Annotated in this window: 23 protein-coding genes and 1 pseudogene; 13 read left to right on the top strand and 11 right to left on the bottom strand. The window is 63.5% G+C overall.

Features of this window, described 5'->3' with window-relative positions; translation table 11 throughout:
* Positions 1–19 precede the first annotated feature (19 nt).
* On the bottom strand, positions 20–403 hold the full coding sequence (locus tag F1C12_RS18325) for a hypothetical protein (RefSeq protein WP_185276288.1): 384 nt from the start codon (positions 401–403) through the stop codon (positions 20–22).
* 115 nt (positions 404–518) lie between these two features.
* Between F1C12_RS18325 and F1C12_RS18320 the strand changes: the two genes are divergently transcribed.
* The 4 genes from F1C12_RS18320 (at position 519) to F1C12_RS18310 (ending at position 2,308) form a co-directional block, all read left to right on the top strand.
* Positions 519–818: a hypothetical protein gene (locus tag F1C12_RS18320; protein ID WP_185276287.1), complete on the top strand. Its 300-nt coding sequence runs from the start codon at positions 519–521 to the stop codon at positions 816–818.
* Positions 815–946, top strand: a complete 132-nt coding sequence (locus F1C12_RS22780) for a hypothetical protein (protein ID WP_258045976.1) — start codon at positions 815–817, stop codon at positions 944–946. Before F1C12_RS18320 ends, F1C12_RS22780 begins: the two co-directional genes overlap by 4 nt.
* Before the next feature lie 97 nt (positions 947–1,043).
* Positions 1,044–1,430 carry a hypothetical protein gene (locus F1C12_RS18315; RefSeq protein WP_258045975.1) on the top strand — a complete coding sequence of 129 codons (387 nt, stop codon included), beginning with the start codon at positions 1,044–1,046 and terminating at the stop codon, positions 1,428–1,430.
* Positions 1,431–1,615: 185 nt separating this feature from the next.
* Positions 1,616–2,308, top strand: coding sequence for a hemerythrin domain-containing protein (locus F1C12_RS18310; protein ID WP_185276286.1), 693 nt, complete (start codon positions 1,616–1,618; stop codon positions 2,306–2,308).
* On the opposite strand, the gene F1C12_RS18305 is transcribed toward F1C12_RS18310, so the two are convergent.
* On the bottom strand, positions 2,309–3,049 hold the full coding sequence (locus tag F1C12_RS18305; RefSeq protein ID WP_185276285.1) for a helix-turn-helix transcriptional regulator: 741 nt from the start codon (positions 3,047–3,049) through the stop codon (positions 2,309–2,311). It lies immediately after the preceding gene.
* 475 nt (positions 3,050–3,524) lie between these two features.
* Here F1C12_RS18305 and F1C12_RS18300 point away from each other — a divergent pair, with 475 nt between their 5' ends.
* The gene (locus F1C12_RS18300; protein WP_185276284.1) at positions 3,525–3,719 is read left to right on the top strand and encodes a hypothetical protein; all 195 of its coding nucleotides are present in this window, start codon (positions 3,525–3,527) and stop codon (positions 3,717–3,719) included.
* A gap of 168 nt (positions 3,720–3,887) precedes the next feature.
* Here F1C12_RS18300 and F1C12_RS18295 read toward each other — a convergent pair whose 3' ends face one another.
* The 5 genes from F1C12_RS18295 to F1C12_RS18275 form a co-directional block, all read right to left on the bottom strand.
* The gene (locus tag F1C12_RS18295; protein ID WP_185276283.1) at positions 3,888–5,438 is read right to left on the bottom strand and encodes an AlbA family DNA-binding domain-containing protein; all 1,551 of its coding nucleotides are present in this window, start codon (positions 5,436–5,438) and stop codon (positions 3,888–3,890) included.
* Positions 5,439–5,726: 288 nt separating this feature from the next.
* Positions 5,727–6,254, bottom strand: coding sequence for a hypothetical protein (locus F1C12_RS18290; protein ID WP_185276282.1), 528 nt, complete (start codon positions 6,252–6,254; stop codon positions 5,727–5,729).
* Positions 6,255–6,312: 58 nt separating this feature from the next.
* Complete coding sequence (locus F1C12_RS18285) at positions 6,313–12,450, bottom strand: hypothetical protein (protein WP_185276281.1); 6,138 nt, start codon at positions 12,448–12,450, stop codon at positions 6,313–6,315.
* A 587-nt stretch (positions 12,451–13,037) separates the two neighbouring features.
* Positions 13,038–13,526, bottom strand: a complete 489-nt coding sequence (locus tag F1C12_RS18280) for a hypothetical protein (protein ID WP_185276280.1) — start codon at positions 13,524–13,526, stop codon at positions 13,038–13,040.
* A gap of 221 nt (positions 13,527–13,747) precedes the next feature.
* Positions 13,748–14,332: a hypothetical protein gene (locus F1C12_RS18275; protein WP_185276279.1), complete on the bottom strand. Its 585-nt coding sequence runs from the start codon at positions 14,330–14,332 to the stop codon at positions 13,748–13,750.
* 71 nt (positions 14,333–14,403) lie between these two features.
* Here F1C12_RS18275 and F1C12_RS18270 point away from each other — a divergent pair, with 71 nt between their 5' ends.
* The 3 genes from F1C12_RS18270 (at position 14,404) to F1C12_RS18260 (ending at position 16,672) form a co-directional block, all read left to right on the top strand.
* Positions 14,404–14,679: a hypothetical protein gene (locus F1C12_RS18270; protein ID WP_185279115.1), complete on the top strand. Its 276-nt coding sequence runs from the start codon at positions 14,404–14,406 to the stop codon at positions 14,677–14,679.
* 488 nt (positions 14,680–15,167) lie between these two features.
* Complete coding sequence (locus tag F1C12_RS18265; RefSeq protein WP_168688437.1) at positions 15,168–16,238, top strand: IS110 family transposase; 1,071 nt, start codon at positions 15,168–15,170, stop codon at positions 16,236–16,238.
* Between the two features lie 122 nt (positions 16,239–16,360).
* Positions 16,361–16,672 (top strand): hypothetical protein, encoded by a 312-nt coding sequence (locus F1C12_RS18260; protein WP_155829054.1) that lies wholly within the window; start codon positions 16,361–16,363, stop codon positions 16,670–16,672.
* A gap of 328 nt (positions 16,673–17,000) precedes the next feature.
* On the opposite strand, the gene F1C12_RS18255 is transcribed toward F1C12_RS18260, so the two are convergent.
* A complete protein-coding gene (locus F1C12_RS18255; RefSeq protein ID WP_039922792.1) occupies positions 17,001–17,390 on the bottom strand; it encodes a heavy metal-responsive transcriptional regulator in 390 nt (129 codons plus the stop codon).
* Positions 17,391–17,735: 345 nt separating this feature from the next.
* On the opposite strand from F1C12_RS18255, the gene merA reads away from it, so the two are divergent.
* The 3 genes from merA to F1C12_RS18240 all read left to right on the top strand — a co-directional run bounded on the left by merA (position 17,736) and on the right by F1C12_RS18240 (position 21,313).
* Complete coding sequence (gene merA, locus F1C12_RS18250) at positions 17,736–19,178, top strand: mercury(II) reductase (protein WP_021763757.1); 1,443 nt, start codon at positions 17,736–17,738, stop codon at positions 19,176–19,178.
* Positions 19,179–19,220: 42 nt separating this feature from the next.
* Positions 19,221–19,868, top strand: coding sequence for an organomercurial lyase MerB (gene merB, locus F1C12_RS18245; protein WP_021763756.1), 648 nt, complete (start codon positions 19,221–19,223; stop codon positions 19,866–19,868).
* A 95-nt stretch (positions 19,869–19,963) separates the two neighbouring features.
* Positions 19,964–21,313: a dihydrolipoyl dehydrogenase family protein gene (locus F1C12_RS18240; RefSeq protein WP_021763755.1), complete on the top strand. Its 1,350-nt coding sequence runs from the start codon at positions 19,964–19,966 to the stop codon at positions 21,311–21,313.
* Between the two features lie 725 nt (positions 21,314–22,038).
* Here the strand turns inward: F1C12_RS18240 and F1C12_RS18235 are convergent.
* The 3 genes from F1C12_RS18235 to F1C12_RS18225 all read right to left on the bottom strand — a co-directional run bounded on the left by F1C12_RS18235 (position 22,039) and on the right by F1C12_RS18225 (position 23,851).
* Positions 22,039–22,923, bottom strand: a complete 885-nt coding sequence (locus F1C12_RS18235) for a cytochrome c biogenesis CcdA family protein (RefSeq protein ID WP_021763754.1) — start codon at positions 22,921–22,923, stop codon at positions 22,039–22,041.
* Positions 22,924–22,928: 5 nt separating this feature from the next.
* Complete coding sequence (locus F1C12_RS18230) at positions 22,929–23,279, bottom strand: TlpA family protein disulfide reductase (RefSeq protein WP_115698479.1); 351 nt, start codon at positions 23,277–23,279, stop codon at positions 22,929–22,931.
* Positions 23,280–23,485: 206 nt separating this feature from the next.
* A complete protein-coding gene (locus F1C12_RS18225) occupies positions 23,486–23,851 on the bottom strand; it encodes a hypothetical protein (protein WP_168688434.1) in 366 nt (121 codons plus the stop codon).
* A 176-nt stretch (positions 23,852–24,027) separates the two neighbouring features.
* Between F1C12_RS18225 and F1C12_RS18220 the strand changes: the two are divergent.
* Together F1C12_RS18220 and F1C12_RS18215 are read left to right on the top strand one after the other, a co-directional pair.
* Positions 24,028–24,528: pseudogene (locus F1C12_RS18220) on the top strand (IS110 family transposase); the annotation flags it as partial.
* A 101-nt stretch (positions 24,529–24,629) separates the two neighbouring features.
* Complete coding sequence (locus F1C12_RS18215) at positions 24,630–25,319, top strand: ParB/RepB/Spo0J family partition protein (protein WP_185276278.1); 690 nt, start codon at positions 24,630–24,632, stop codon at positions 25,317–25,319.
* Positions 25,320–25,379: the final 60 nt, after the last annotated feature.

Raw genomic sequence — 25,379 nt, 5'->3', positions numbered from 1 at the left:
CGCCGCTCGCTGCGTCGTTTCAGCCGAAGCAGTTGGACCCGATCGCGACGTGGGTGAACAGCGTCCACCCGCTGAAGGCCCATGCGACGAGAACGCCCATCGCCGTCGCCGCGAGCAGAATCGCGACTCCGACGAGGAGCCGGCGGCCGGCGCTTCCCGCGATCGTGGCGATCAGCGCGACCAACGCGCCGGCGGTCACGAGCACAAGGGGCGCCGATCCGACCGTGACGGCGAACGAGAGCTCGCTCGTACCGGCGACGCGCGCCTTGCACTCCTCGTCGTACGCGTCGCTGAAGACAACAGCGAACCAACACCACGCCAGCACGATCGCGACGGTGCTGAGAGCGATGGCGGTGACCACGATCGGGCGCCGCCGGGCGATGGTGGAAGTGTCAGCAGTCATCGTGGCGCGACTCTACCGTGCGGACATCGACCGTGAGTCATCGCGGCGGCCTAGACGAGCAACACCGCCGGCCCGCTAGCATCGTCACCAACCGCGACGAAGGGGGACGTCCGTCATGGAGCCGAAGGTGCGACCGAAAGTGGTGCTGTGGTGGGGCATCGGCCTCACCATCGCTGGAGTGCTTGTGACCCTGCTCCTGCCACAACTGGCCTATACGGCCGCCCAGCAGCCGAGTTCGGCGGCCAGCGTCGACCAGGGGCTCCTCCTGCTGGTGGATCTGCTGACCCGGGTCATCGCGCAGGTCTTGGCACCGCTCGGTGTCGCGCTCATCGGGGCGGCGGTCGTGATGACCTACGTTGCCCGGCTGCTGGCGCCGGCCGCAGCGAACGAGGACCGAAGGAGGATCGAGCTGTGATCCGTGGCGCGGTCGCTGCGGGTATCCGCGCGTTCCTGCGCGAGGAATATCCGGAGCACGAGCACGGCGCTCGATGGGAGCTGGAGGACGACCAAACCATCGCGGTGCGGGCCCGATTCTCGGACTGAAACCATGATGCAGTTCCGGTGCGGAGCGGCCCTGGCGGCTGGACTTCTGGCCGCGACCCTGCTCGCTGGCTGCAGTCCGCTGTACGCAGCTTGCTCCATGCCCGCCATCCGCCCTCCGCATGTCACCGTCGACGCCTCGATCTGGCTCCGTCTGCACCCGGGCGGCACCGTCCATGCCTGCTACGCCGGGTCCTGCGACAACGAAGACGGCACCAGACCGTCGTTCGAAGTCCTGGCGCCGGCGAAGGTGGATCTCACGAACCAGCACGACCTCGTGGTCACGTTGACCGACCAGGCCGGCGTGACGCACGAGACCGCCCGGATCGAACTCGAGGTCGTCCGGGGGCAGAAGGATGCGCCGTGCCCGATGCCCGACCAGTGGAGCCGCCAGGTCCTCATCGGAACCGACGGGCGGATTCAGGTCGGCGGCGCGGACGACGGACACATCATCGTGCCGACTCCGGCTGAGACGTCCGGCTCGTAGGTCGCGAGAATCGGAGCGGCACGACAATGGGGCGGCCGTTGGCAACCGCTCGTCAGGGGACCGCCTGGAGCGAGTGTTGCTGGGTTCGACCCTCCTGCCGGGATACGACCATTTGCGTATCGGTTCAGAGTCCTCCGGCCCTCCACACTGGTCGCACCACGAACATCCGGGCCGAGAGGAGCGACATGGTCACCCAGCTTCCCAGCAACGGAACTCCGCCGGGCGCAGTGTGCGACACCAGCGGGATGCTCGTCATCCACCGTGTCCTCCGCCGCCGATACGCGGCCATGCCGGCCCTGGTCGGTGACGTCGCCACCGGTGACCTCGACCGCGCGGCCGTCGTCGCAGCCCATGTGACCGAGTTCACCGAAATGCTTCACGCGCACCACGAGACGGAGGACACGCAACTCTGGGGCGTGCTCGAGTCGAGATCCCCCGCCTGCGCCGTCCACGTCGAGCTGATGAGATCGCAGCATCGCGCTGTCGCGGCTCTGCTGGTCCGGTTAGGAAGCCTGCTCCCCGAGTGGGGACGCACAGCCGACCCCGCCCTCCGGTCGGCCGCGGTGGACGTCCTCGGAGAGGTGAATACTGCACTCGGAATCCATCTCGTAGCCGAGGAATCCAGGATCCTGCCCATCGCGGCCGTCACGATGACCCAACGCGAATGGGACGCATTCGGTGACCTCGGGCGCACGAGCGTCCCCAAGGCAAGACTCCTGGTCCAACTCGGGTACGTCCTCGAGGCGATCGACCCCTCGCAACGCGCCCACTGGATGCGCGCCAATCTCCCGGGTCCGGTCCGAGGTCTCTACGCTGTGGCAGGTCGCCGTCAATTCGTCAACGACTACCGACGCGTGTTCAGGACGGAACCGAGCTGATCACCCGGTGATGTCGCCGTCCCGGATCGCGGCATTGATCGCGCGAACGCGGCTGTGCTCGCCCAGCTTCTCGTACACGTGCTCCATATGCTTGCGCACGGTCGACGCGCTGATCCGCAGCATCAGCGCGATGTCCGTCGCGCGAAAGCCCTGCGCCACCAGCTGAAGGATCTGAGCCTCCCGTGCCGAGAGCCGCCGTCGGTCGTGCTCCGCGCGCGTTTTCGCGCCGATCAGCGTCAGCCGGTTCAGCGTGACCAGGACCGCTTGGATATCCGTCGCGGTCTCCACTTCAGCATCGGTGAAGTCCCGGGTCGCGCGATGAAAGCCCCAACCGTCGAATTCGACGGGGCTGACCGGCGAGACGACGATCGTCAACTCGCGACGGGCGCCCAGCGGGACGAAAACCTCCCGGTAGAGCGGGTGGTTCAGCCAGTCGCGGTCGCCGACGATGTCGCTGATCCGCCGCGGGGCGATGTCGCCCGGATGCGCCAGATACGACGTCAGCATCGGATGTGCGTCCTTCGTCCGCTGCACACTGGACGCATGCCGGGGATCGCCTGACCCGTTCGTGCCGTAGAACTCGTAGCGGCCGCGCGGCAGGTCCATGCCGACCCACCCGTTGGAGTCGCACGGGAACACGACGGCAAGCGACTCGATCATGGCGTTCAGATAGGTCCCGCGGTCGGTGACACCAGCGAGGTCGTAGCTCAAACGCAGTGCGAGGCGATTCCTGTCATCCATAACGGCTCCCCACGGAAACCCATCGGAAGGGTAGCGCCGACGCGACCACCCGACAAGGCGGCGGGAGAGCAAAAACCCCCGGATCCCTGATAAGCACTGGGATCGCGGGGGTTTTTCGTGGCGGTACCGGTGGGATTTGAACCCGATCCCATCCCTTGAAATCTCAGGGCACGCGGATTAAATCGCTGGTCAGTCAATTGATTTGAGTCACGTATGATCACGTTGAATCATTTAGAGTCACGTACGGTTGTGGGCAAAACGTGGGCAAACGAAAGAACCTGCGAGCCGACAAAACGTCATGTCGGCGGACGCCAACTGACGTCGTCTACGATCAATCGCACTCTCGGACTGTTGCCGACTTTCGGTTGAATAAGCCCGACTGCAATCGCGTTCGGCGCGCGCAAATCAATACCGTCCCAATTCATCCGTGAAAGCGACGCCGACGGATTGCGGTCGACCGGCGAGCCGCACAGCTGTGCAATCCGAGGTCAGCCGCCGCCGGCCTTCGCAGGCCAAGGATCACGCCCGCCACCAGGTCAACCAGACCGACGACAAGGAGCCAGGTGACGGCGGCGTGCTTCTTCACACGCCGAAGATACCCGTGGTGCCGCAGCGATCGGGGATGCTGCCGTCGATTGCGCGCGGGAGCCCTACGGCGATGCTCGTCTGAGACCGAAGCCGCGGTCGTGGGCGCACTGGCCCTCAGGCGGCCACCGGCTCCGCACTTGGATGGAGACAACCATCGTAATGACCCGACTAACCCACCGCGAGACAGGCATCGAGACCTCGATCTGTAACGCCCTGAACCGCTTCGACAGGCTTCCTGAGCCTGCGGCAGCTAAACGGAGTCCCTGAGATGCTCTTCGACGTAATCGTCGAACCCGTACGTTTGCCACCAGGTGATGTAGTGCAAGGTCCGACTTTGCGTCACAGCGACAGCGTTAACCCTGAGGAGAGCCTCTTTCCAAACCGACGCCGGGGTGCCCGGGAGGATCGCGCGACGAACGGATTCTGATTTCACGAGCCGGTCCATGATGGGTGCAGTTCGCTCTCGCTTCAGCGCCGCGCACGAGGGATAGAACAACGGCCCGTCGTCCTTGTCCGGGTGTGTGGCGACGGTGACCGTGCACCAAAGGAAGTCGAACTGGCACAGTGCGTTCAGCAGTGCGTCATTGTCGGGAAGCTCGTCATCGTCGCCAATCAGAGCTCGACCCTCGAGCGTGGGCATTAGGGTCGGATTCGCCAACGCAAGCGCCCGTGCCCGGACGAGGACCAAGGAATCCTCTCGTCGACCGCCGGAGAGCAGGCCCGCTCTCGATGCATGGACTAGCGCGTGGCGTAGCCAGATGATGTAGTAATCGCTGACCGGCCGATTTACTAGTGACTCGACCGCCCACCACGCTTCCTCGTCGACCAGGGATGCGCCGACTACGAGCAGACGCAGCAAGATCTCTAGCCCGTACTGCGATTGCTTCGGGATCGTTGAGTCCGGGTCCGACGTTCCGATCGATTTCATGTACAGGTCGTAGAAGAGGTCCATGGTGAGCTGGAATTCTCGCCGCGACTCGGCCATGACCGCCTGGATGGCGACGATACACAGCTTGTCCAGAGCGAGGGATTGCACAATTGAGTCATCGTTGTTGGGGCCGGCCGCATCGCGCATCGAGCGCAGGAAACGCCGCAACTCTTTCAGCCCATCGTCGCGGTCGAAGTACGGCTGCACCGCCTCGGAGAAGGTGCCGTCCTCCATCTCGAGGGCGAGCGGTGCTAGCCGCGCGCCCGCATTTACATCGCCTAGTCCGGCAACCACTTTGGCGACGAGCACGTCGATGTTCCCTCGAGTATCGGCGACAATGCCCTCGCGGTAGCGGCTCAGAATCCGGTGCCAGTGGGCATCCGTGGCCGTGACGGTACGAGTGCCGTCCCGCACGTACAAGACACCCTCGACAAGAACTGTCTTCATCCCCTTCTCGACGGCGTACTCGCCGGCCGTGCTGATCAGCACTGGCAGCCCACTGGTAGGCGGCGCAACGTGAACGAGGACCAGCGCTCTCCCGTCGACTTCGTGAACCTGCGAGGTGACGACCGGTGCCGTGACGACGTATTTCGCGACGAGCTGCCCGAGATCCGCGCTGTCGAATCTCTTCGGATCGACGACGCTGTGAGCGCTAGCGGGGGCCCCGTGTTCGTCTGCGCCAATGATGACGTAACCGCCTGAGCCAGCGTTGGCCATCGCGATCAGGTCCTTGACCAGTCCGAGCCGGTGCGCGGGCTGGTTGAGGTCGAGGGTCGCTTTGAAGTCCAGTTCGGGATGCTCAGCGCCGAGGGCCAGAAGCTCATCCAGCTTCTCGCGAGTGAGCCGCCCATCGACCACCACCGGAGACGTCATGACGCAAACGTAGCGCGAGGCTCGACACTCGTCGGGACGCGACCACGGAGCGGCGTCGCCGGCGGCGCACACTCGTCTGGATTCACGCGTTGGAATCAGAGCTGTAGCAACCTGATGGCCCTGTTCTGGCCGGCGCGCTTACCGACGCGTCGAGCTCACGACTAAATGAACGGGGGGTGACCTTTTTCTACGATCGCACGACCCCGAAAGTTCCGAAGACGCTGCTGCCGTCGCCGCACCACGTAACACGGGGCGGAAGCTCTCAGCAGCCCCGCCGACGCAATTTTGCTACTCGTCTCCGTTGCGTTGGCGCAAGCTGTCGGCGATCGCATCCAGTACCTTTTGAACTGCCATGACGGAACTAAGCGCGTCCGAAATCCTTTTGTCGTCCGAGTTGCCGTAACCGAGTGACTCGATAATTGATGAGACGAGCGATGGTTCATCGTCCCCGCTTTGGTCTATCGGATCGATCCACTCATGCTCAGAATCCACTGCCGAAGCTGCGGCTTCCCGCATGAGAAAGCGGATAACGCCTCCCATTGACTCGTCTAGCCTCAGGGCCAGTTCCGTGTAGATCGCGCTTGTGTCGCCCTCCAAGTCGGCTTTCCGTCGGCGGTCGTCGAAATATCCCCAGCGTGGCCGCTCTGGGTCAAGCCGCTCAAGCGCCCGCACAATCGGTTCGAACGAAGCAAGGGGCTGGCTGGGACCAGGGAACGTCGCTCGAGCCTCCCACAACTGCCGAATGGCCTGTGCGCAATCACGTTGTGCGGCCGAGTCCTCAGGTGCGGAGTCTGCTTTGGTGATGAGTTCTGCCACATAGTGAGCCATCCACCGACCGAGGGTGTCTGTGCCCTCGAGGTGACGAGCAAGTCGTTTACCTAGCGAGATAGTTTCCTCGGTAGTCGTACCATCCGTCGTGGGCTCGATAGAGGAGGAGTTGGGTGTAACTTTCGACATATTCGAGCCACTCTTCACTGTGTCGGGTTGATTGGTAAGCGGAGCGCTGGTTGCGGTCAATGCTGACTTCGACCACGAGATCTAGTCTGCGTTTGCTCAAGAAAGCGTCAAGCCAGGACTTCTGTACAGATAAGAGATGACCTTCTTCACCGCGGTCGTGGCGAGGATCATCCGCGTGTTGCCACGACTGAAGGTCATATACCTCGAATGCTTGTGGGTCTGCCCACGAGTTGGATTCAGCGCGAAAGTCGAGGCCGGCATCATGGCTGACCCACTCCGCTGGGCTCACCGGCGGAAACGACAGGCCCTTCGCGAACGGATCGGATCTGTCGAGGCGGAGATCATGCGGCGAATAGTCGATCCAGCCCCTTAGCTCGTAACCGGGCACATCGATCTCGAAGTCTTCGCCAGCGTCTGGCAACCGGAAATCAGAGGGCGCTCGATCGACTTGCAGCGAACGAATCAGTGCGAGACTGCGATCCTCTGCTGCCAGGGCCGTATTAACACGAACCCGTTCTGAAGCTGAATATCCTGCAACCCTCGAGTACAGATTCACTGTCGCCTGTCCACCCTGTTGGACAAATGCCAAGAAGTCTGTCCGTTTGACCGACCATCTCCAAGTAGGGTCGCTGCCGTGGAGCGGCTGGTGCTGAACACTCGCGGGCCGCGCGCTCCGCAGATCCGAAACAAGCCACCTATCGGGCCGTGTCAGTCCTTCGCGACGCACCCAGCGCTGATAATCGTCGAACTCATGCTCGGGGTCTCGGTACACCGACTTGTGTCTTCGAAGAACGCCCGCGACGATAAACATCGCGTGATAGCTGACGTAGAAGTCAAGGTCATGTACTTGGGGGTCGCTGTGCTTATGAAGGTACGTCTTCTCTTGATCGCCGAAGATCCGAAGGGTGTGGCGGGCGTCCTCACTCCTCGTGCCTGAAAGGCCTAGGTCGAAAGCCGTCGCGATAACGTCGCTGGCCTCCTGCTCTACTTCTTCCAAGTCCACTTCGAAGCAATTTGCGAGGGGTTGAAGCCAGTATTCGACGAAGTCACCACGGAATTTGAACGCTGTCTCGCTTACCCAGAAGCTGTGGCGACGCTGACCTGGCCGCTGATAATCAGCCTTAACGACAGTTTTCGGGGCCGCAACTTCTTGGGTATCAAGGATGGAATCGATGAGTTGTCTAAAGAGGGCGTGGGTTGGATACCGGGCAACTACATGAGTCAGAAACGGTTCAAACGCGCCTGGCGCCCTAGGCGCAGTCTTGGCTGCACGACTGATAGCGATCAACAGCCAGAGGACCGCATGCAATTCGTAGAAGCTAAGCCGCTCGTCGATGAAGGCTTTCGGTTCACCACTTCTTGCAACTTGATCAAGGGCCGCAACAAAGCGCGCATTATCGAGCTCACACAGTGTGAGTACGACGTATGTGGCGCGCCAACGGGTGTCAGCACTCGGATCTGCGAGGGATGCCCACACGAAGCTGGCAACAGCTAGCCAGGGATCGGTGGAGGGTTGCAGACGCGGAGTCCAGCTTGGATCTGGCGCATCAGGCATGGCGAGGTAGCTAAGGCTTTCGGTTAGGCGCTCGATGAGCTCTACCGCTTCAGATGCGGAGACTACGTCGGCGAGGTTGCCCACGACGCTGTATGCGGATTCAGCCTCAGATAAATCCAACGCGCTCGCGCTGCCGCGGAATAGTGCGGCCTGGAATTCAATGGAAGACTCGTCGGCGAAAGTGGCCAGCGTCTTAATCGATATTCGCTCGTAAGTGCGGCTAAGCATTTCCGGCCCGAACTGAGCGACGACGTGTTGAACGAGATGTTTCGCAGCGGTTTTAGCGGATGCGGGCATTCCTCTGAGCCGCTCCATAACTGCGAATGCGGTCTTATAGTCGTACTCGTCGAATTCAGGGACCTGGGCAAGCGCCCGTATTACGGTCGCCCATTTCCTAGTGGGCAACTCGAATGCAAGGTCGGCAAAGGTCGATTCTGTTCCGTAGTGACGACCCAGTAGCCGCGAGGCCGCGAGCAGTCCTTCGGGAGTAGTGAGGTCCTTCTGTCGGGCACGCGCGATCGCCCTAGTTCGGGCGCGCGCTTCCTTCTTCTCCCGCGCGGGATCATCGCGCCAAAGGCTCGAATTTCCGATGGCGGTATCGTCCGGATGTAGTTCCGCTGTTCGTACGGGTATACCGGCTCCCTCGAGAACAGACCGAAGCCCAAGGCCGGGGTGCTCACCTAGGCGGCGGAGCATCCGATCGGCCACCCATGCCTTTCGTTCCGTGGGCACCCCGTCTGACTGTCGGAACAAGGCGTCTAGCATGCTACGCATGTCGACGCGTCCCCCGAAGTGAGCGAATGCGAGAGCTAATCCCGGATCGAGAACTGCGAGCGGGCCGCCCGTATCGCCGGCGAGCGCTGACGAGATTGTGCTGAGCGCGGCAGTCCTTCGATCGCGCCAACGAGATGCAATCGAGAGGCCGCCGGGAAGATCGAGCTTGCAGCACAATTCGAGCGCGCGTTGAAAATCGACCTCGAAATTCGGCTCGATGGCTTCGGCGAGCCGGGCGATGCGAAAGGCCAAGTGGGCATCTCCGCTTTGCGCGGCGGTGCCCCCGATCCGAAGGATGGCGTCCCAAAGATGAGGCAGATCGTCGCCTGCCCTTTCAGCCTGTTCAAGCGCGTTGGAAAGGTGCTCCCGTGCTTCATCTTCGCTCGCACGGCGCAGAGCTCGCGCAATGTCAGCAAGGGTGCGCGACCTGGTTTCAGCGTCGCTGCCATCGCTCATGGCTAGCTTCGCCACATGAGCGCCCACCTCGATCGCGAAATCCTGAGCCGCATCATTGCCACCACCGAGAAATCGGGCAATCGCGATTGCAGTCGAGTGCCACAAATGGGTTGCTTCCTCGAACCACGCCTTGAGCTCTCCGGTTCGGGTGCTATTCCGCCCAATAGCCACTAGCCGGGACGCGATTCTCGGCGCGCTATTCGCGAGCACGTAGGCAGGCATGTAGTCGGCAACGCTCGTAGGCAGGGTCGCAATCGGCGGAGGTGAACAGGATGAATCGCCGATGCTGGCGCTTATCCATGCTTTGATCCATGGAACCAGTCCAGGGATGTTATTCCTGAACTCGGTGACGTCCCAACCGGACGAGTAGGAACGAGAAAGCTCCTCGCTGAGGCGCGTATCGGCAAAGTGCTCAGCCACGAGGTCTTCGCCCACGAGATGCGTTCGTAGTCCAATCGAGAAGAAGGCCTCTTCATTTCGATCGCCATGTGCAGAGGCCAATCCTGAAGGTGCCGAGGCCCCGACATATCTCTGCACCAGGATTGAGGCTTCATCCTTCGCAATCTTCTTTTCCCGGAGTGCGCACGCTACTGTCCAGCACACTGCCGCTGAGATCTGATGAGGGCCTTGATACGTAAGCTGACTGACTTTCACCTCTCTCTTCCGCTTCTGGAGAAGCGCAAAGAGCGCGGATGCTGCCTCCGGCACCATGGCAACATTTGCGTCGAACGCAGCAAAGGCGTAGCCGAGAAGGACACGAACGTTCTTCGCTGCGGTTTGGGCGAGGGCGCGCGCGGTAGCTTCGTCGCCTCTGTCGAGGAGGCGGGAGAATACGGTTCTGGCGACCAGGTAGTGAACGTCGTTGGGTCGCCAAGAAAGAATGTAAGAAAAGCTGGTTTCTGGACCGTCGGTATTCAGGAGGCCGAACGCGACGTTGGCGATGTCGGTGTCATCGACGGGGCTGTTGTCGCGTTGTTGTTTTGGCAACCGTGACCAAGCTTGAACCCAGGAGTTCGCGCTTCGGAGCCTGCTTCTCGCGATACCGACGGTGCCCGGCCTTATGCTAAGAAGGCATCCCTCCCGAGCAAGCGACGATGGGATTGATCCGGCGCGAGCCTCTCGGTCAGATACGAGTTGCTCGACGGTGGCCTCCTCAAGGAGGTCACCGCCGAGATCCGGATGCCTGGTGAGTAGCGCGATTCGGCGCGACCCCCCAGCGTTGAGTACACCGCATCGCGCTGCAAGGATTGCCCCTTCTTTGAATCGCCCATTGGCAATGGCGGCACGCGTCGCGAAAATCGATCGTGACTTATCCACTTGCTGGCGTTCGAAATGGTCAGCGGCGGGCAATGAGTCCTCTGACATCGCAAGCGAAAGCAGCCCGTCGAGATCGTCGGTTTCCCATAAGAGCTGCGGGAGCGAGGAGGCGAGGTAGACGCTTTTGTCTGCCTCCGGACGGATCATTTCTATTAGCGTCCTGAGATCGGTTCCTCTTGGCATATATGTGTAGCGGACGAAGGTCTCGGTCGGCTCGTCCTTGAACTGAAGCGCGTCGCCGTCCAGAAGAAGCGGGCCTCCGAGATCGCTTGCGAAGCTCCGGATCGTTGATTCCGAAGCTCCGGTGAGCTGCGCGACCACATCGACAGGAATCCTCGGCCGCAGAGCGGCGAGAATGTGAAGCACTTGTTCCAAGGCAGCGCGATTAGGTGATTCGTCAAGAACCTCGATGACGCGCCGGTGAAGGATGCGGTCGAAAGCTTGCTCAGGCGAGTTTGGCAATTCGCTGAGGTTAGTCAAGAGTTCGGCAACAGTCGCGGGCCCAGACAGCGCACCATTTTGAATCCGCGGATTTCCAAACGTCCGCTGATGAAACTCGTGCGCATCAGCATCCGAAGCGTGTGGAAAATGATTGCGAAGGTGCTGTGCACTTTCGGTCCGGTCGAAGCCCCCGAGAAGATGACGTACCGCGTTCGGAGGTGGCTCGAGGTCCTCGACGCGCTCGGTGCGCGACGTCATTACGACTCGGAAGTTGCTTGGCAACGCCTGTCGCAATAGCGCCCTCACGAAGGGACGAGCCGAGATGTCTGCTTTGGATGCAATGACGGAGCTGTCCGCCGCGTCGACTATCAGAACTATAAGAGCGTCTGGGTCAGTCGACGATACCGCCTCTGAGGCGGCGACGACTCGAGCCAAAAAGGCGCGAGCCCAGTCCTCGTCGGAGATATTCGAATCGGGTACGAGAACCTGACATAGTCCATATGCGGCCAGCGTATTCGCGATCTGAACAAACCCATGCGCGGGGTTATGGCGGGCCTCGCCTAATCGACGGTATGCGCCGTTTGCGTAGCAGTCGTATACAACCGCCCGGTCATTCGACTCGATCAACGATGGCAACGTTAGGGCGAAGGTTGTCTTTCCAACACCTCCGCTGGCATGGATGATGTGGGGCGATGGATCTTGTCGAATCGCGTCCACTATCTCGCGCCATGATTCCCTCACGAGGGGATCCGGCGGGGCAGAGATCTCAGTGGGGGCCGGAAAGAGATCGCGCTCGGATACCTTCAACGCAACGAGAAGGTCGCCGCGATAGATGGGGGAACGATTCAGGGTGGTAGCTCGCTCAGCGACCATTTCTTTGAGTCGTAGAGTTGCGTCAGAGTTTGGCCCTGGTAGCAACTCGCCGAGCCCCAGCGCAACGGCACTCGCGAGCTCGCGTAACGCGGGAGCAGAGGCGTCCACGTCGAACCGCAGAAAGAAGTCCGACGGATCCAACTCGTCTAGCTTCGCCCATGCAGTGAATTTATCTCTGGTTGCCTTTGCTTGAGTTGTGAGGGCTGTGGCACCTGTCAGCTCCGACAGAGCCATGCGGACGTTTGTCGAAACCGCTCGATTCGAAACGAACTGATACCGATACTTATCTCGATCAGAAGGCGCAGCTGCTCTATAGAGAGCAGCGAAGCGTGAGATTGAAGACTTGAGGCCTGCCGGCCCCCAGGGAATATCTCGCTGAGTGGTGGAGTGCTTGAGCTGTCGATAGACGATGCGGGTCGCATCACTTGCATTAGTGCCTCCGAAGTATTCGGCAATATCGATCTCATGCGCAGAGGACGTCCTCAACCCGGCACTCAAATCATTGGGCGCTGCTCCCTCTACAGCGACGGCCGTGAGGTCTGACGTCAGGTCCAACAGCTGGAGGCATCGTTGCGCCGCCCAGAAGTAGTGAAACTGATCACCATCTCGACTTTCGCGAGTGGAGTCCAGGTTGACCACGGTCCCTCTTTCTGCAGACGAGTTCAGACGCTGCCCAGCTTAGGGTCAGGGACGTTCGGCGGCCGACAGGCGCAAAAACAGCGTCCGCGGGAGCGGCGCCTCAAAGAACGGATGAGCTGGTAGGTCGCTCCCGCGTTGAGCCCGCCGGAGTTGCCCGTCGGGAGGTGTCTCAAAGCATCGTTGAGCACCTCCGAAACCGCAAACTCGGTTAGCGATGAGAAAGGGTGATGCTCATCCCCAGCTCCGTTCATCCGATTGCAAGGAGCGGCGGATTCCGAGCGCACTTCAACTTCCTGGGCACCGGGGCGGGACACCTCTGAAAGGCCACCGAACTCGCCGGCTTGTGGCGGCAAGATCGACGATTCCCACGCTCCGACCCGTCGCATTTGTTCTCCAATCGACGTAGCTTGCTGGGCGGCATTGCGCTGAGCAACAGCCAGTATCGGCCGCCATGGCGCGCATACGCTGCGAGCAGCACAACCTGGCGAACGGAATCTCGGCAGCCGACCTCTGGCGGCGAAAGGCCGAGGCTGCGGGTGCCATCGAGTAAGAAGTGGAAGCTTGGCGCTTCGCGGCAGCCGCACTACCTAGGTGATCCAAAACTGGCGGCGATAGTTCTCCTTGTGCTCACTGTCCTGCCACGCAACTTCAACCTGCTCGACCCGACCCGCGGTGCGCTGATCGATCGTGAAGTTCGCGCTTTCGTTGGGAGCCAAGTCCTGGGGCGGCCCACTGGAGACCATGTTCACGAAGAGGTCCGGATAGCCGTGCACCGTCAGGGAGAACGCCTTCTCGCTGCCGATGTTCACCACGAACCCGCCCTCTTCCCCGTGGTCAGTCCTCACCTCGAAGTCAGGCCTCGAGGCCGAGGGCGTCATTACTTTTTCCCACAGACTAGTGAGGCGCTCCGCAGCAGCTGCCGAGCGTTGTAACGCACTCGTTGCGTCGGATTGCGCTGCCGCAGCTGCGGCTTCACTCGCTAATGAGCGCTTCCGTGCATTCCGCGAAACAAGGAATCCGATCCCGCCGCCGAGAAGCCCCAGCGCCGCCAACACATCGCCAACCCAGTCCGTCACGATCAGATGCTGCTGAGAGACGCTGACTTCAGGTGAGATCCCGAGGCGATGAGCCACAATGTCATTCGCGCCCGGCATGAACCGGCACGGCGCGGCGGCGGATCGGTTCGATGATCGTCTCCGCGGGCAAATGTGCCGAGCATTGAGACGCGATTTGCTGTACGCGCGGACCTTGAGAGCCCGTGGGCCATGTCCCGGCGGAAACGACACGATGCCGCTGCTCAAAGTCCTAATGGATCACGCGACTCGGTTGTCGACTCTCCGGTGACATAGCGACCCGATTCTCTGAGCCAGTCGTCGAAATCGGGTGCCCGCACCTTGTCGGCGACACGTTGATCAGAATCGCGCCACCGTCGTAGCGAGTCTGCAGCCATTTCTACGTACTCAATCGCATACGTGGTCCAGCGGTAGTTGTACGGCGCCATAGTGTCGTTCTCGTCGTCACCGCTTCTCCAATAGTCCACAAATGAAAGTGCTGTCGCTTCTCCGATCGCATAGCGAATGCTTCGCTTAAGGTGCCTGAGTCGGGCTGGAAGCCGGTGTCTTGCATCGTCGAATGCGTCATAAGTTGCCTCAATCGATACGTGCCAAACCTTCACATCCCGGGTGTGCTCTGCCTCACGCAAAAGCCCCTTGAGCTCGGCCAATCGCTGTATCAGAACGTTGGCTGTGTCTCGGCGCAGCTCCGCCGCCAACGCCCGCTCTCGCTGAAGTGAGCCAAACCTGGCGCTAAAAAAAGCACCGACAGAAGCTGCCAATGTGCTACTGACCAACGTCGCGACGAGGCCGAGATAATCAAATGGCATGCAGTGAGTATTTCGTACTCAAAAGGCATGATCGTCATCACACCCGTGAAGCGTCACAGGGGCGTGCCTACGTGTCCGAACATCAGTACGAGCTCACCCATTTCACCGCGGTGTTCAGCAAACACGACCTCGCCGCCGACCTGGCGCCCCGGCTCAGCTGCATCGAATTCGAAGCTCTCGCCGGCCTGCTCCGCGCCGCCCTCGGAGAACCCGCCTCCGCCGACACCTGGATCCAAGAACACGCCACCAACGACGAACTCGGCGACGCCCACTACCGGGGCGACACGCTCGAGTACCTGGTCCCGATCGACCCAATGGACGACCTGGGCTGCGACAGCTGCCAATAACACCCTCCGAGCCCACGCCAAACTGGCGCGGGCTCATCTCATATGACAGAAAGACTTGAAGGAGCCGCGAGCGGCGCCGTGTTTGTTGAGTTGTCCGTCTGCCTGGCCGTCGATCGTAGTTCGCTCCCGCGGGCTGCATTCCGGGCTTTCGCGGCATATCCTCACTCGCTGCGCTCCCTGCGGTATTCCACTGTGAGTCTTGGACTGGCTGGTCTGGGACTGGCTGGCAGGGTTGATGTTGGTCGTCTCGCCCGGTTCGTGACTCATATTCCACGTGGCCTCGACAGAGTGCCTTCGGGTCGACTTGTCCGTTCGGGGCGGGGCGGCTGGCGTTGGCCCGGCCCACGTCGGTGGCTTGATTAGAAGCTTGTCCAACCCCGTCAGGGTTGTGGCCCCTCACAGTGTTGCCCCGAAGTGATTTCCTCCCGGATCAGCGCCGGCCGCGTCGCGGCCGTTCGAAGGACCCCTAGAGAGAGGAGGCGGCCGCTGTGACTATCGTTGCGCACTCCCGCCCGTATGTCGTCGGCGTGGACTGCCACGCCCGCACCCACACCTACGTCGTCATCGACACCAGCACCGGGCAGCAGCTGGGTTGTCAGCAGTTCCCCACCAGCACGGCCGGCATCGCCCGAGCGATCGCATGGGCCGGCCGCGGAACCGGCGGTGACGCCGAGACGTTATGGGTGATCGAGGGCGTCGGCAGCTATGGCGCCGGCCTGGCCCGCGCGGTCACCAATGCCGGCTATCAGGTAGCCGAGGCGCCGCGGATGAACGCCCGCGTCCGCCGCGGAATCGGGAAGTCCGACCCGTTGGATGCCCACACGATCGCCGCCACCGCCCTCAGCCTCGAGGAGACTCAGCTGCGGACGCCGCGAGAGGGCCAAGGCGCCCGCGCTGCGCTGCGGACGCTGGTCGCCGCGCGTGACCAACTGAGCCACGAGCGCACGATGAACATCAACGCGCTCACTGCGCTGCTTCGCGTGAACGACCTCGGAATCGATGCCCGCAAACCTCTCAGCGCAGCGCAAGTGAGCACCGTGACCCGATGGCGGGAACGGGATGAACCCTTGGAAGCGGTGATCGCTCGGGAAGAGGCCGTCCGTCTCGCCCGTCGCGTTCACGAACTCACCGAGCAGCTGGCAGCGAACCTGAATCGCATGACCGGACTGATTCAGACCAGCCCCGCCGCTCCGCTTCTTCAGATCACCGGGGTTGGGCCGGTCACCGCTGCAATCGTGCTCACCGCGTGGTCCCACCCCGGCAGGGTGCGCTCCGAGGCCGCCTTCGCTGCCCTCGCCGGCGTCAGCCCCATCCCCGCATCCTCGGGCAACACCACCAGGCATCGTCTCAATCGCGGAGGCGACCGACGTCTCAACAGGGCGCTCCACACGGCCGTGCTCGTCCGCATGGTCCACGACCCCGAAACCCGCGCCTACGTCGAAAACAGGCTCCAGGAAGGACGCAGCCGACGCGAGATCCGACGGGCACTGAAACGCTACCTCGCCCGAAGCGTTTATCGATCACTCAACGCGCTCCACCAGCCAGTGCTGACGACTTGACAGATATAGAAGCGTCGCTGCGCTCGCTCCGGTATTTCACGGTCTCTTGCTCATTCACCGTCGGCGCTGTTTCGGCAAGAGCGCCGAACGGCAAATGAGTTGATATGAGAGAGGAGTGCGCCGTGACCGCGAACGTCACCTTGTATGTCGAGTCCGGGTCCGCAACAAGCGACAAAACCAGAGCAGCAATAGACAGCGCCGGCATCGTCCATGAGATGGTACCGGTGAGCGCGAACGACTGCCCCCTGCAGGCCGCAATCACCCGCAGTGTGCCCTTCTCCCACCATTCGGAGTCGCGACGTGTGAACCGCCACGCGACAGCCGCCGCAGACAGAATTTCGATTGTCGAGTCGAGACCGAAGCCGATCAGCGCCGCCGATGATGCGGCGGCGCCCGCGGCGATCGCGACAACGGCCTCGACCAGTTATAGATGATGGTCGCAGCGACGATCCCGGATTCGGTGCTGGAGGACGTGCCGGCGCTCGTCGGCAAGTGCGGGACTCATGGCCGTCATGCGAAGGTGCAGTTCTCTTCGGCGCAGCAGCCAGATTCGACGTAGAGCACGACACGCAGTAGCTCGTCGAGCGCTGGCGTGAGATGACCGTCAGCGAGCCGGTACCAAGTGCGTCGACCGTCCGGACCGAAGTTTTGTCAAAAGGGAGCGGTGGCGGCTGGTGTGACCTCGTTCTGGCCAAAAGTGGTCGGCACGATCAGCTTCGGGCGCGGTTTCGTTTCTGCCTGATGCGTCCTTTGTGTCGGGCTTCAGACGTAGCTGCAGATTAGTTCCGCGTCACACCGGGTTGGATCCCCGGCGTTGGCGGCCTCGTGGAAGCTGGCGACCGTGGCGCGCAGCGCGGTGAGCTCGGCGATCTGAGCGTCCAGGCGCTCGAGTTCGTTGCCGAGCAGCGTCACGACGTGGCGGCAGGGCGCCGTGCCGGCGTCCCGCAGGCGGAGGATCTCGCGGATCTGGGCCAGGTTCAGTCCGGCGGCCCGCCCTCGGCGGATGAACTGCAGCCGGCCCACGGTTTCCTCTCCGTAATCCCGATAGCCGTTCGGGGCCCGCTCCGGATACGGAAGCAGTCCCTCGACTTCGTAGAACCGCAGCGCCTTCGTTGTCATGCTCGCCGCTGCCGCGGCCTCACCGATTCGCATCTGACCCTCCCGGAGCCCCACCTGACCGTCCAGTATAGGGGAAAATGGGGGATGTCGTGCGCGCGTGCCGAATACGTTGAGGAACGGCCAGGCGGTCACTTCCTTGGCGCACGATGTTGCGACGGGGACCGCGATCGTCACGACCCGGCGCTGCGCAACCCGAGAGGCCTCGACGTGAACACGGTGCGTGGCCTGGGACGGGAGCGAGGTGGGCATCATTTGAGCCGCCCGAGCTGCTGCTGGAGTTCTCGCAAGTGCTCGGCACGGGGGGTTGACCTTGCCTTATAGGGCAAGGCGCATGATGGGGGAAATCGAAGCATCTGCACCTCGTATTCAGGAGTCCTCATGACCAACAGCGCACCCGCCGAGTTCGATCTGGCGGTGATCGGCTCCGGAGGCGGTGCCTTCGCCGCCGCGATTCGGGCGACCAACCTTGGCAAGCGAGTCGTGATGATCGAGCGGTCGACCGTCGGCGGTACCTGTGTGAACACCGGTTGTGTGCCCTCAAAGGCACTAGTCGCGGCCGCCGAGGCACGCCACGTCGCGTTGGACGCCGCCCGGTTCCCGGGGATCGACGCGTCCGTGGAGCCGGTGGATATGCCGGCGCTGATCGAGGGGAAGCGGGTGCTGGTGGAGGGGATGCGCTCGGAGAAATACGTCGATCTGATCGGCGAGTACGGCTGGGAGCTGCTGCAGGGCGACGCCACCTTCACCGGATCCCCCGACGACCCGGCGCTGACCGTCACGGACTTCGAGGGCCGCCAGGTTCCCGTTCGTGCTGAGCAATATCTGGTCGCGACCGGATCACGGCCGTGGGCACCGACGGTCGAGGGGCTGGCGGAGGTCGACTTTCTGACCTCGACGACGGCGATGGAAGTGTCGGAGGTTCCGGAATCGTTGCTGGTCCTCGGTGGCGGACCGGTGGCGATCGAGATGGCGCAACTCTTCTCCCGCCTCGGATCGAAGGTGACCATGCTGGTCCGGTCGCGACTGGCCTCCACGGAGGAGCCGGAGGTCGCCCGCGCACTTGCGGCGGTGTTCGCCGACGAGGGTATCCGGGTGGTGCGTCGCGCCGCGCTCACCTCCGTGAGCGCCGACCCGACGACCGGCGAGATCCTCGCGACGGCCACCGTCTCGGGCGGCCGCGAGGAGTTTAGGGCGGCACGGCTTCTCGTCGCCACCGGTCGCCGGCCCGTAACCGAGGGACTGAACCTCGAGGCAGTAGGTGTGCAGACCGGGGATCTTGGCGAGGTCGTCGTCGACGATGAACTCGCGACCTCGAACCCGCGGATCTGGGCAGCGGGCGACGTGACCGGGCATCCGGAGTACGTCTATGTCGCCGCGGCGCACGGTGCACTCGTGGCCGAGAACGCGTTCAACAACGCCGGCCGCAAGATCGACTACGGGCACCTGCCCCGCATCATCTTCTCCAGCCCTACTGTCGCCGCTGTCGGGATGACGGACAAGCAAGCCAACCACTCCGGGGTCCGCTGCCGCTGCCAGGTGGTGCCGCTGGAGTACGTGCCCCGAGCGATCGTGAATCGCGACACCCGCGGCTTCATCAAGATGGTCGCCGAAGCAGACACCGGCCGCATAGTCGGACTCACCGCTGTCGGGAAAGAAGCGGCCGACCTTGCCGCGGCCGGGGTCTACATCCTCGAAGCCGGCATGACGGTTGACCAGGTCGGCAAGCTCTGGAGCCCCTATCTGACCATGGCCGAGGGTATCAGGATCGCCGCGCAGTCCTTCAGCACCGACGTCAGTAAGCTCTCCTGCTGCGCCGCGTAACCCCTTGTTCCTTCATCACACCAACAACGAAAGCGGGTCACAATGACCGAGAACGACACGCTCGCAGAGCGCCTCACGTCGAGCGAGACCGGGCAGGAAGCCTCTCTCTGGCTGCCGCTGATGAAACTACTTGCCCAAGGCGACCCGGTTGAGGTCAGCACCCTCGCGACGGTGACCGGGCGCAGCGAAGCCGACGTGCAACAGGCGCTGGCCGCGGTTCCCGACATCGAGTACGAGTACGGCCGCATCATCGGCCAGGGCCTCACCCTGCGTCCCACCCCGCACCGCTTCGAGGTCAACGGTGAGCAGCTCTACACCTGGTGCGCACTGGACACCCTGATCTTCCCCACCCTGCTGGACGCGTCAGCGCGGGTCGAGTCCGTTAGCCCCGCAACCGGCGAGCCGATCGCCGTCACCGTCGGCCCCCACGGGGTTCAGTCGGTCTCGCCCGAGACCGCCGTGGTTTCCCTCGTCAATCCCGAGGACATGACCTCGATCCGATCGGCGTTCTGCAACCAGGTGCACTACTTCACGTCCGCCGAGGACGCGCAAACCTGGCTCGAGACACACCCAGGAGGAGAAGTCATGCCCGTGGCCGACGCCTACGCCCTCGGCACCCAAATGGCTCGAACCATGATCGAGAATGCCCAGGAGGGAAGCGGCCCGTCAGGCGCCGACAGCTGCTGCTAGAACACAGGCGGCTCAGCGACCCGACGATCAGCAAGAGCCAGCCGACGCCCAACGGCACCCGAAACGATCAATGACGACAACACAAGGAGTAGCTAATGAGTGAACGTGTCGATGTTGCGGTGCTCGGGATGGGCCCCGGCGGTGAGGTCGCGGCGAGCCGGCTGATGAAGGCTGGCAAGAAGGTTGCCGTGATCGAGCGGGAGCTGATCGGCGGGGAATGCGCCTACTGGGCCTGCGTCCCCTCGAAGACCGTGCTGCGGCCGCCGGAGGCGCAGACCGAGGTCCAGCGAGCGGCCGGAGTCAGCGGTGCGGAGTTGAACTGGTCGGAGACTAGCGACTACCGCGACTACATGATCCGGAACCTCAATGACGCTGGCCAGGTCGAGGGCTACAGCAAGCGAGGTGCCCTCGTCATCAAAGAGGATGCCCGCATCACCGGCCCTGGCCGTATCCAGGCCGGCGAGCAGGAAATACTGGCCGAGCACATCATCATCGCCACCGGTTCCGATGCGGTCGTGCCGCCACTGGAGGGTCTGGAGGACATCACCGCCTGGACGAACCGGGAGACCTACACCGCGACGTCACTGCCCGGCAGTGCCGTAATCGTCGGCGGGAGCGCCGTCGGGGTGGAAACGGCGACGTTCCTCTCCCGGTTCGGTGTGAACGTCACCCTGCTGCAGCGTGGCCCCAGGCTGATCGACCGCGAGGATCCGCGCGTCGGGGAGCTTGCCAAGCACTACCTTCAGAGCGCCGGGGTCGACGTGCGGCTGAACGCGGTGGTCCGAAGAGGGCGCCGCGATGGCGGCGCGAGCGTGATCGAGCTCGAGGACGGCAGCACGGCCACCGGAGACGTCGTGATCTTCGCCACCGGCCGCAGCCCCCGCAGCGGCGGCCTCGGCTTCGAGGACGTCGGCGTCTCGCTCGGTGAGCACGGTCAGGTGCTGGTGGACGACCAGTGCCGGGCGGCCGAGAACATCTGGGCGATCGGCGATGTGACCGGGGTCATGCCGTTCACCCATGTGGCGAAGTACCAGGGCCGCATCGCCGCCGAGGCGATCCTCGGCGGGACGCGGAAAGCGTTCTACGACGGCATCCCTCGCGTCGTGTTCGGGGAGCCGGAGATCGCCGCGGTGGGGCTCACCCAGCAGCAGTCCGATCACGCCGGTTTGCACACCACAGCCACCGAGCTCGACCTCGCCGACGCAATCACCCGGCCCTGGACTTACGAGAAGGACCCCGTCGGCAACCTCGGGCTCCTGGTCGATACCGAGGCGAAGGTGCTGGTCGGCGCCTGGGCCGTCGCACCCTTGGCCGGGGAGTGGATCCACCACGCCTCGCTCGCCATCCGGGCACGGATACCGCTAGACACCCTCCGCGACCAGGTCGCCCAATACCCCACCTACAACGAGGCCTACCTCGCCGCCCTCGACCACATCAAGGCCTGAGCTCGTGCGCGGGAGGGGCGGTCTGAAGAGCTGCCCGAGCTGGTTTCGTTCCCTCAAGAGCCGTGAAAAGATCAGCGTGAAGATCCCAGGAGCGATCGAAGACGTACTCACCGCGTAAGTCGGCGGCTACGTCGGCACGAAAGTTGCGGAGCCGGTGAGCACCAAGCTCAACGAAGTGCAGCCAAGCAGGCCCCGGCCGATGGAGGACGCTGTCCGACCCGGGGGCAACTGATCGCCGACGACATGGTGACACCGACGGCCGGCTTCAGCGCCCCGAATCGCGCCTACCGCTGGTCACCCACCTGCACGGTTTCCTCGCCCACCAAGTCTTCGGCCTCGCTGCCGTGGTCACCCTGCGAAGCCATCTAGCCACACGGTGGCGCCGCCGCTGAGACTGTCGGATCGGCCACTTGGAGCGACGTCCGGGCCCCGCGGCTACGCGCACGCCAGGCGGGCCGAATTCGGACCGTCCGAGCGGTGTGGACGGAATTCCGGGTCGGTGTCGAACTGTCGGCGCTCTTGCATGATGCGGTCAGTAGCCGCTCGGCCAGGCGAACCTGGGGGGCAACCGGACTGTTGCCGCCGTGGGTCACGATGATAGCGATGTCCTCCTTGCTTGACAGCGCGCCGCCTGCCGGCGGTCGTTGTTCGATAGCATCGATCTCCTCGGTCCCTCGTCCAGCGCGGCCACCGTCCCACGGCGGCCTCGAATTTCCCGGCTGCGATTACCGTGATCGCGGCTCGTCATCGTCGGCCGTCACTGTGTTCCGGGATCGGTTCCGCGCGCGGACGAGAATTGCGCTGATCAAGATGACCGCGACCGCGGCCAGGGCGGAGCCGGTGACCAGACCTATGTTGCTGCTGAGGAAAGCGGTCATAGCGGAGGAAATGCGGCTGCCGGTCGTGGCCAGGCTCTCATTCGCGCCCCCGGCGACCAACGCAGGTGCCCAATAGGCGACGAGGTAGATCCCGGACAGCAGCAGCACCGCCCCGGCGATCCGGGGCACATACCTTGCGGTGCGGTGCAGGATCCGCGCCAGCAGGCCGCTGGCCAGGGCCGAGGACAGAGCCAAGAGCACCAGCACCATCGCCGCTCCGGCTGCGTACGCGGCGAACACCACCACCAGGCCGACCGCGCTGCCAGCTGCCAGAGCCTGGCCGATCACCGCAAGCAGCACCGCGAGGGTGCAGGACAGGGACGCCACCCCGTACGCGGCACCAAAGGCGAGCATCGCGCTCGGGCCGCGTCCTTGCCGAGCGATCCGGCTGGAGTTCATGGTGAACCCGACGTGCCGGCCGGCGAGCAAAGCGGTGCCAAGCCCGACAAGCAGCACACCGACCAGCACTGCTACCCACGGCACCGCTCCGATCAGGCTGCGCATTCCAAGTGCGACCAGCAGCCCGGCCACGCTCAGCACTCCGGCGAATCCGGCGCTGACCAGCAGCCCGGCTCCGAGCCCGACCAGCGCACGCCGTACGAGGCTCTGCTGCGCGCCGGGTTCGTCGCGGCCAATGTAGTAGGCGAGGAACGCGGGCAGCATCGCGAATCCGCACGGGTTCACCGTCGACAGCATGCCCGCCGCGAAGGCGAAAGCGAAGGTACCCAACACGCCTCCTATGAGCCCGCGGCCGCGATGGCCTGGGCCGTCTGGGCCGCTGAGGGGTCCACCCCGCGGTAGACCACCCGCCCGGCTCTATCCAGCACCATCGTCAACCCGAGCGCGTCCACGTTAAACCGCTTCAGCAGGGTCCCGTCGTCGCGTACCACCGACAACGGCGGATTCCCGACGTCCTGCATGAACCCGTTGATTATGTTCACCGGCTCGCCGGGGTCCAGATCGACCGCGACGGCCTGCACCCCCGAGCCAGCCTTCGCCACACCCGCCCCGACGGACTTCGCGCCCGTCACGCAACTCGAACACGAGGCGGTGAAGAAGTAAAACAGAGCCGGCTTGTTGTTCGGCACCGTCAAATTCGTCCCGGACACCGTCCGCACCGTCGTGGACGGGAACGAGGACCCGGCAGCTGAGCCACCCGACGGGCCCGTTGCCGCGCCCGGCGACGTCTGCGCTCCGCACCCGGTAAGCAGCAACGCCACCGCGATCCCTGCCAAGGCGACGGCGAAACCACGACCTCGACGGCTTCGCAACAGGCTGGATCCCGAACCGCGCCTCACTTGCGCGCCGCCCGCTGGCGCCGCTCCTTATTCGGCGGCACCACTGCAGGGCTCGGCACAGCACAGCAGTCGTCAACCATCACTGGCAACACCTGCTCACCAGCACCCTCGCGGCCTGCGCTGTTGGTTTCCGCTGAACGGGCGGCCGAACGACGCCGCGCCCGAAGCACCGTGTACACCACGGCGGCGGCCATCACCAGGGCCGCCACAGCCAAGACCGGCCAGCTGCCCAGCACTCCACCAACCAACGCGAGTCCACCCGCCGCGATCAGCGCCGGGCCGCCGCAACACGCAACTGCCAGCCCCACCGCGCCGATGGCGATCAACGCCACGCTCATCCCGCCTCCACGATTCTCGGACATCGCACTCTCCATCCACGGTCAGACAATCCCGGCCATACCCGACCGGTCTGTATTCATCTTTCACGTTTCCCTATAGGGGAATGTCAACCCACCGGGCGCGAGCTGCTGCTGCTCTGCGCTGGTCATCCTCACATCCATCGAGGTGCGGGCTACAGTGCGGGAGGCCGGCCTTAGCAGATGAACCCTTGGAAGCGGTGATCGCTCGGGAAGAGGCCGTCCGTCTCGCCCGTCGCGTTCACGAACTCACCGAGCAGCTGGCAGCGAACCTGAATCGCATGACCGGACTGATTCAGACCAGCCCCGCCGCTCCGCTTCTTCAGATCACCGGGGTTGGGCCGGTCACCGCTGCAATCGTGCTCACCGCGTGGTCCCACCCCGGCAGGGTGCGCTCCGAGGCCGCCTTCGCTGCCCTCGCCGGCGTCAGCCCCATCCCCGCATCCTCGGGCAACACCACCAGGCATCGTCTCAATCGCGGAGGCGACCGACGTCTCAACAGGGCGCTCCACACGGCCGTGCTCGTCCGCATGGTCCACGACCCCGAAACCCGCGCCTACGTCGAAAACAGGCTCCAGGAAGGACGCAGCCGACGCGAGATCCGACGGGCACTGAAACGCTACCTCGCCCGAAGCGTTTATCGATCACTCAACGCGCTCCACCAGCCAGTGCTGACGACTTGACAGATATAGAAGCGTCGACCCGGCACTACGCTTCGCTCCCGCTCACCCTCGATCCCCTTGCCAGACAGGCGAACAAGAGCAGTTGAAGGGATCACAAAACCATGAACGACACCACCACCGTTACGGGCAGCATCGAACACCTCGACCCACACACCCTGACCATCGAAACCAACGTCCGACCCTCCGCCCCCATCACCCCCGCATTCATCCAGTCCATCAAAGAGAACGGCGTCCTCACCCCCGTCCTCGGACACCGCAACGACGACCGCACCGTCACCGTTCGGGCAGGGCAGCGTCGCGTCTTCGCCGCCCGCGAAGCAGGACTCACCACGATCCCTGTCTACCTGGTGGATGCGGACGAGGTGGCGGCGGAGCGGATCGTGCAGCAGATGGTCGAGAACGACCAGCGCGAAGCCCTCACCGATGGCGACCGGGCCGCCGCGTTCCAGCAACTCGCTTTCGAAGGACTCAGCGTGACCGCGATCGCGCGACGCACCGGGACGAAGCCGAAGGAGGTCAAGACCGCGTTGGAGGTAGTCGAGAACCAGGTGGCGGCGTCCGCGATCCAGGAGCACCAGCTCACCCTCGATCAGGCGGCGGTGCTGATCGAGTTCGACGGTGACGACGAGATCCGCGCCGACCTGATCAAGGTCGCGACCACGGATCCGGCGCAGTTCGCGCACGCGGCCCAGCGGGCACGGGACGAGAAGGCCCGCGCCAAGACTAAGACGGACGCGGAAGCCGACCTGGTGGGACGCGGCTATCTGATCCTCGACAGTGATCCCGGTTAGTACGACACCGAGTACATCCGCATCAGCGAACTCCTCACCGCCGACGACCAACACGTCACC

Origin of the sequence: Leifsonia shinshuensis, assembly GCF_014217625.1 — a bacterium.
Lineage (GTDB): Bacteria > Actinomycetota > Actinomycetes > Actinomycetales > Microbacteriaceae > Leifsonia > Leifsonia shinshuensis_A.
Note: the sequence above shows the minus strand (reverse complement) of the source record. Positions and strands in the feature narration are given on the sequence as shown.

What these genes read in the sequence shown, in the direction of transcription:
- F1C12_RS18325 (WP_185276288.1), bottom strand. Translation starts at nt 403, where the DNA reads ATGACTGCTGACACTTCCACCATCGCCCGGCGGCGCCCGATCGTGGTC.
- F1C12_RS18320 (WP_185276287.1), top strand. Translation starts at nt 519, where the DNA reads ATGGAGCCGAAGGTGCGACCGAAAGTGGTGCTGTGGTGGGGCATCGGC.
- F1C12_RS18315 (WP_258045975.1), top strand. Translation starts at nt 1,044, where the DNA reads ATGCCCGCCATCCGCCCTCCGCATGTCACCGTCGACGCCTCGATCTGG.
- F1C12_RS18310 (WP_185276286.1), top strand. Translation starts at nt 1,616, where the DNA reads ATGGTCACCCAGCTTCCCAGCAACGGAACTCCGCCGGGCGCAGTGTGC.
- F1C12_RS18305 (WP_185276285.1), bottom strand. Translation starts at nt 3,049, where the DNA reads ATGGATGACAGGAATCGCCTCGCACTGCGTTTGAGCTACGACCTCGCT.
- F1C12_RS18295 (WP_185276283.1), bottom strand. Translation starts at nt 5,438, where the DNA reads ATGACGTCTCCGGTGGTGGTCGATGGGCGGCTCACTCGCGAGAAGCTG.
- F1C12_RS18275 (WP_185276279.1), bottom strand. Translation starts at nt 14,332, where the DNA reads ATGCCATTTGATTATCTCGGCCTCGTCGCGACGTTGGTCAGTAGCACA.
- F1C12_RS18255 (WP_039922792.1), bottom strand. Translation starts at nt 17,390, where the DNA reads ATGCGAATCGGTGAGGCCGCGGCAGCGGCGAGCATGACAACGAAGGCG.
- merA (WP_021763757.1), top strand. Translation starts at nt 17,736, where the DNA reads ATGACCAACAGCGCACCCGCCGAGTTCGATCTGGCGGTGATCGGCTCC.
- merB (WP_021763756.1), top strand. Translation starts at nt 19,221, where the DNA reads ATGACCGAGAACGACACGCTCGCAGAGCGCCTCACGTCGAGCGAGACC.
- F1C12_RS18240 (WP_021763755.1), top strand. Translation starts at nt 19,964, where the DNA reads ATGAGTGAACGTGTCGATGTTGCGGTGCTCGGGATGGGCCCCGGCGGT.
- F1C12_RS18225 (WP_168688434.1), bottom strand. Translation starts at nt 23,851, where the DNA reads ATGTCCGAGAATCGTGGAGGCGGGATGAGCGTGGCGTTGATCGCCATC.
- F1C12_RS18215 (WP_185276278.1), top strand. Translation starts at nt 24,630, where the DNA reads ATGAACGACACCACCACCGTTACGGGCAGCATCGAACACCTCGACCCA.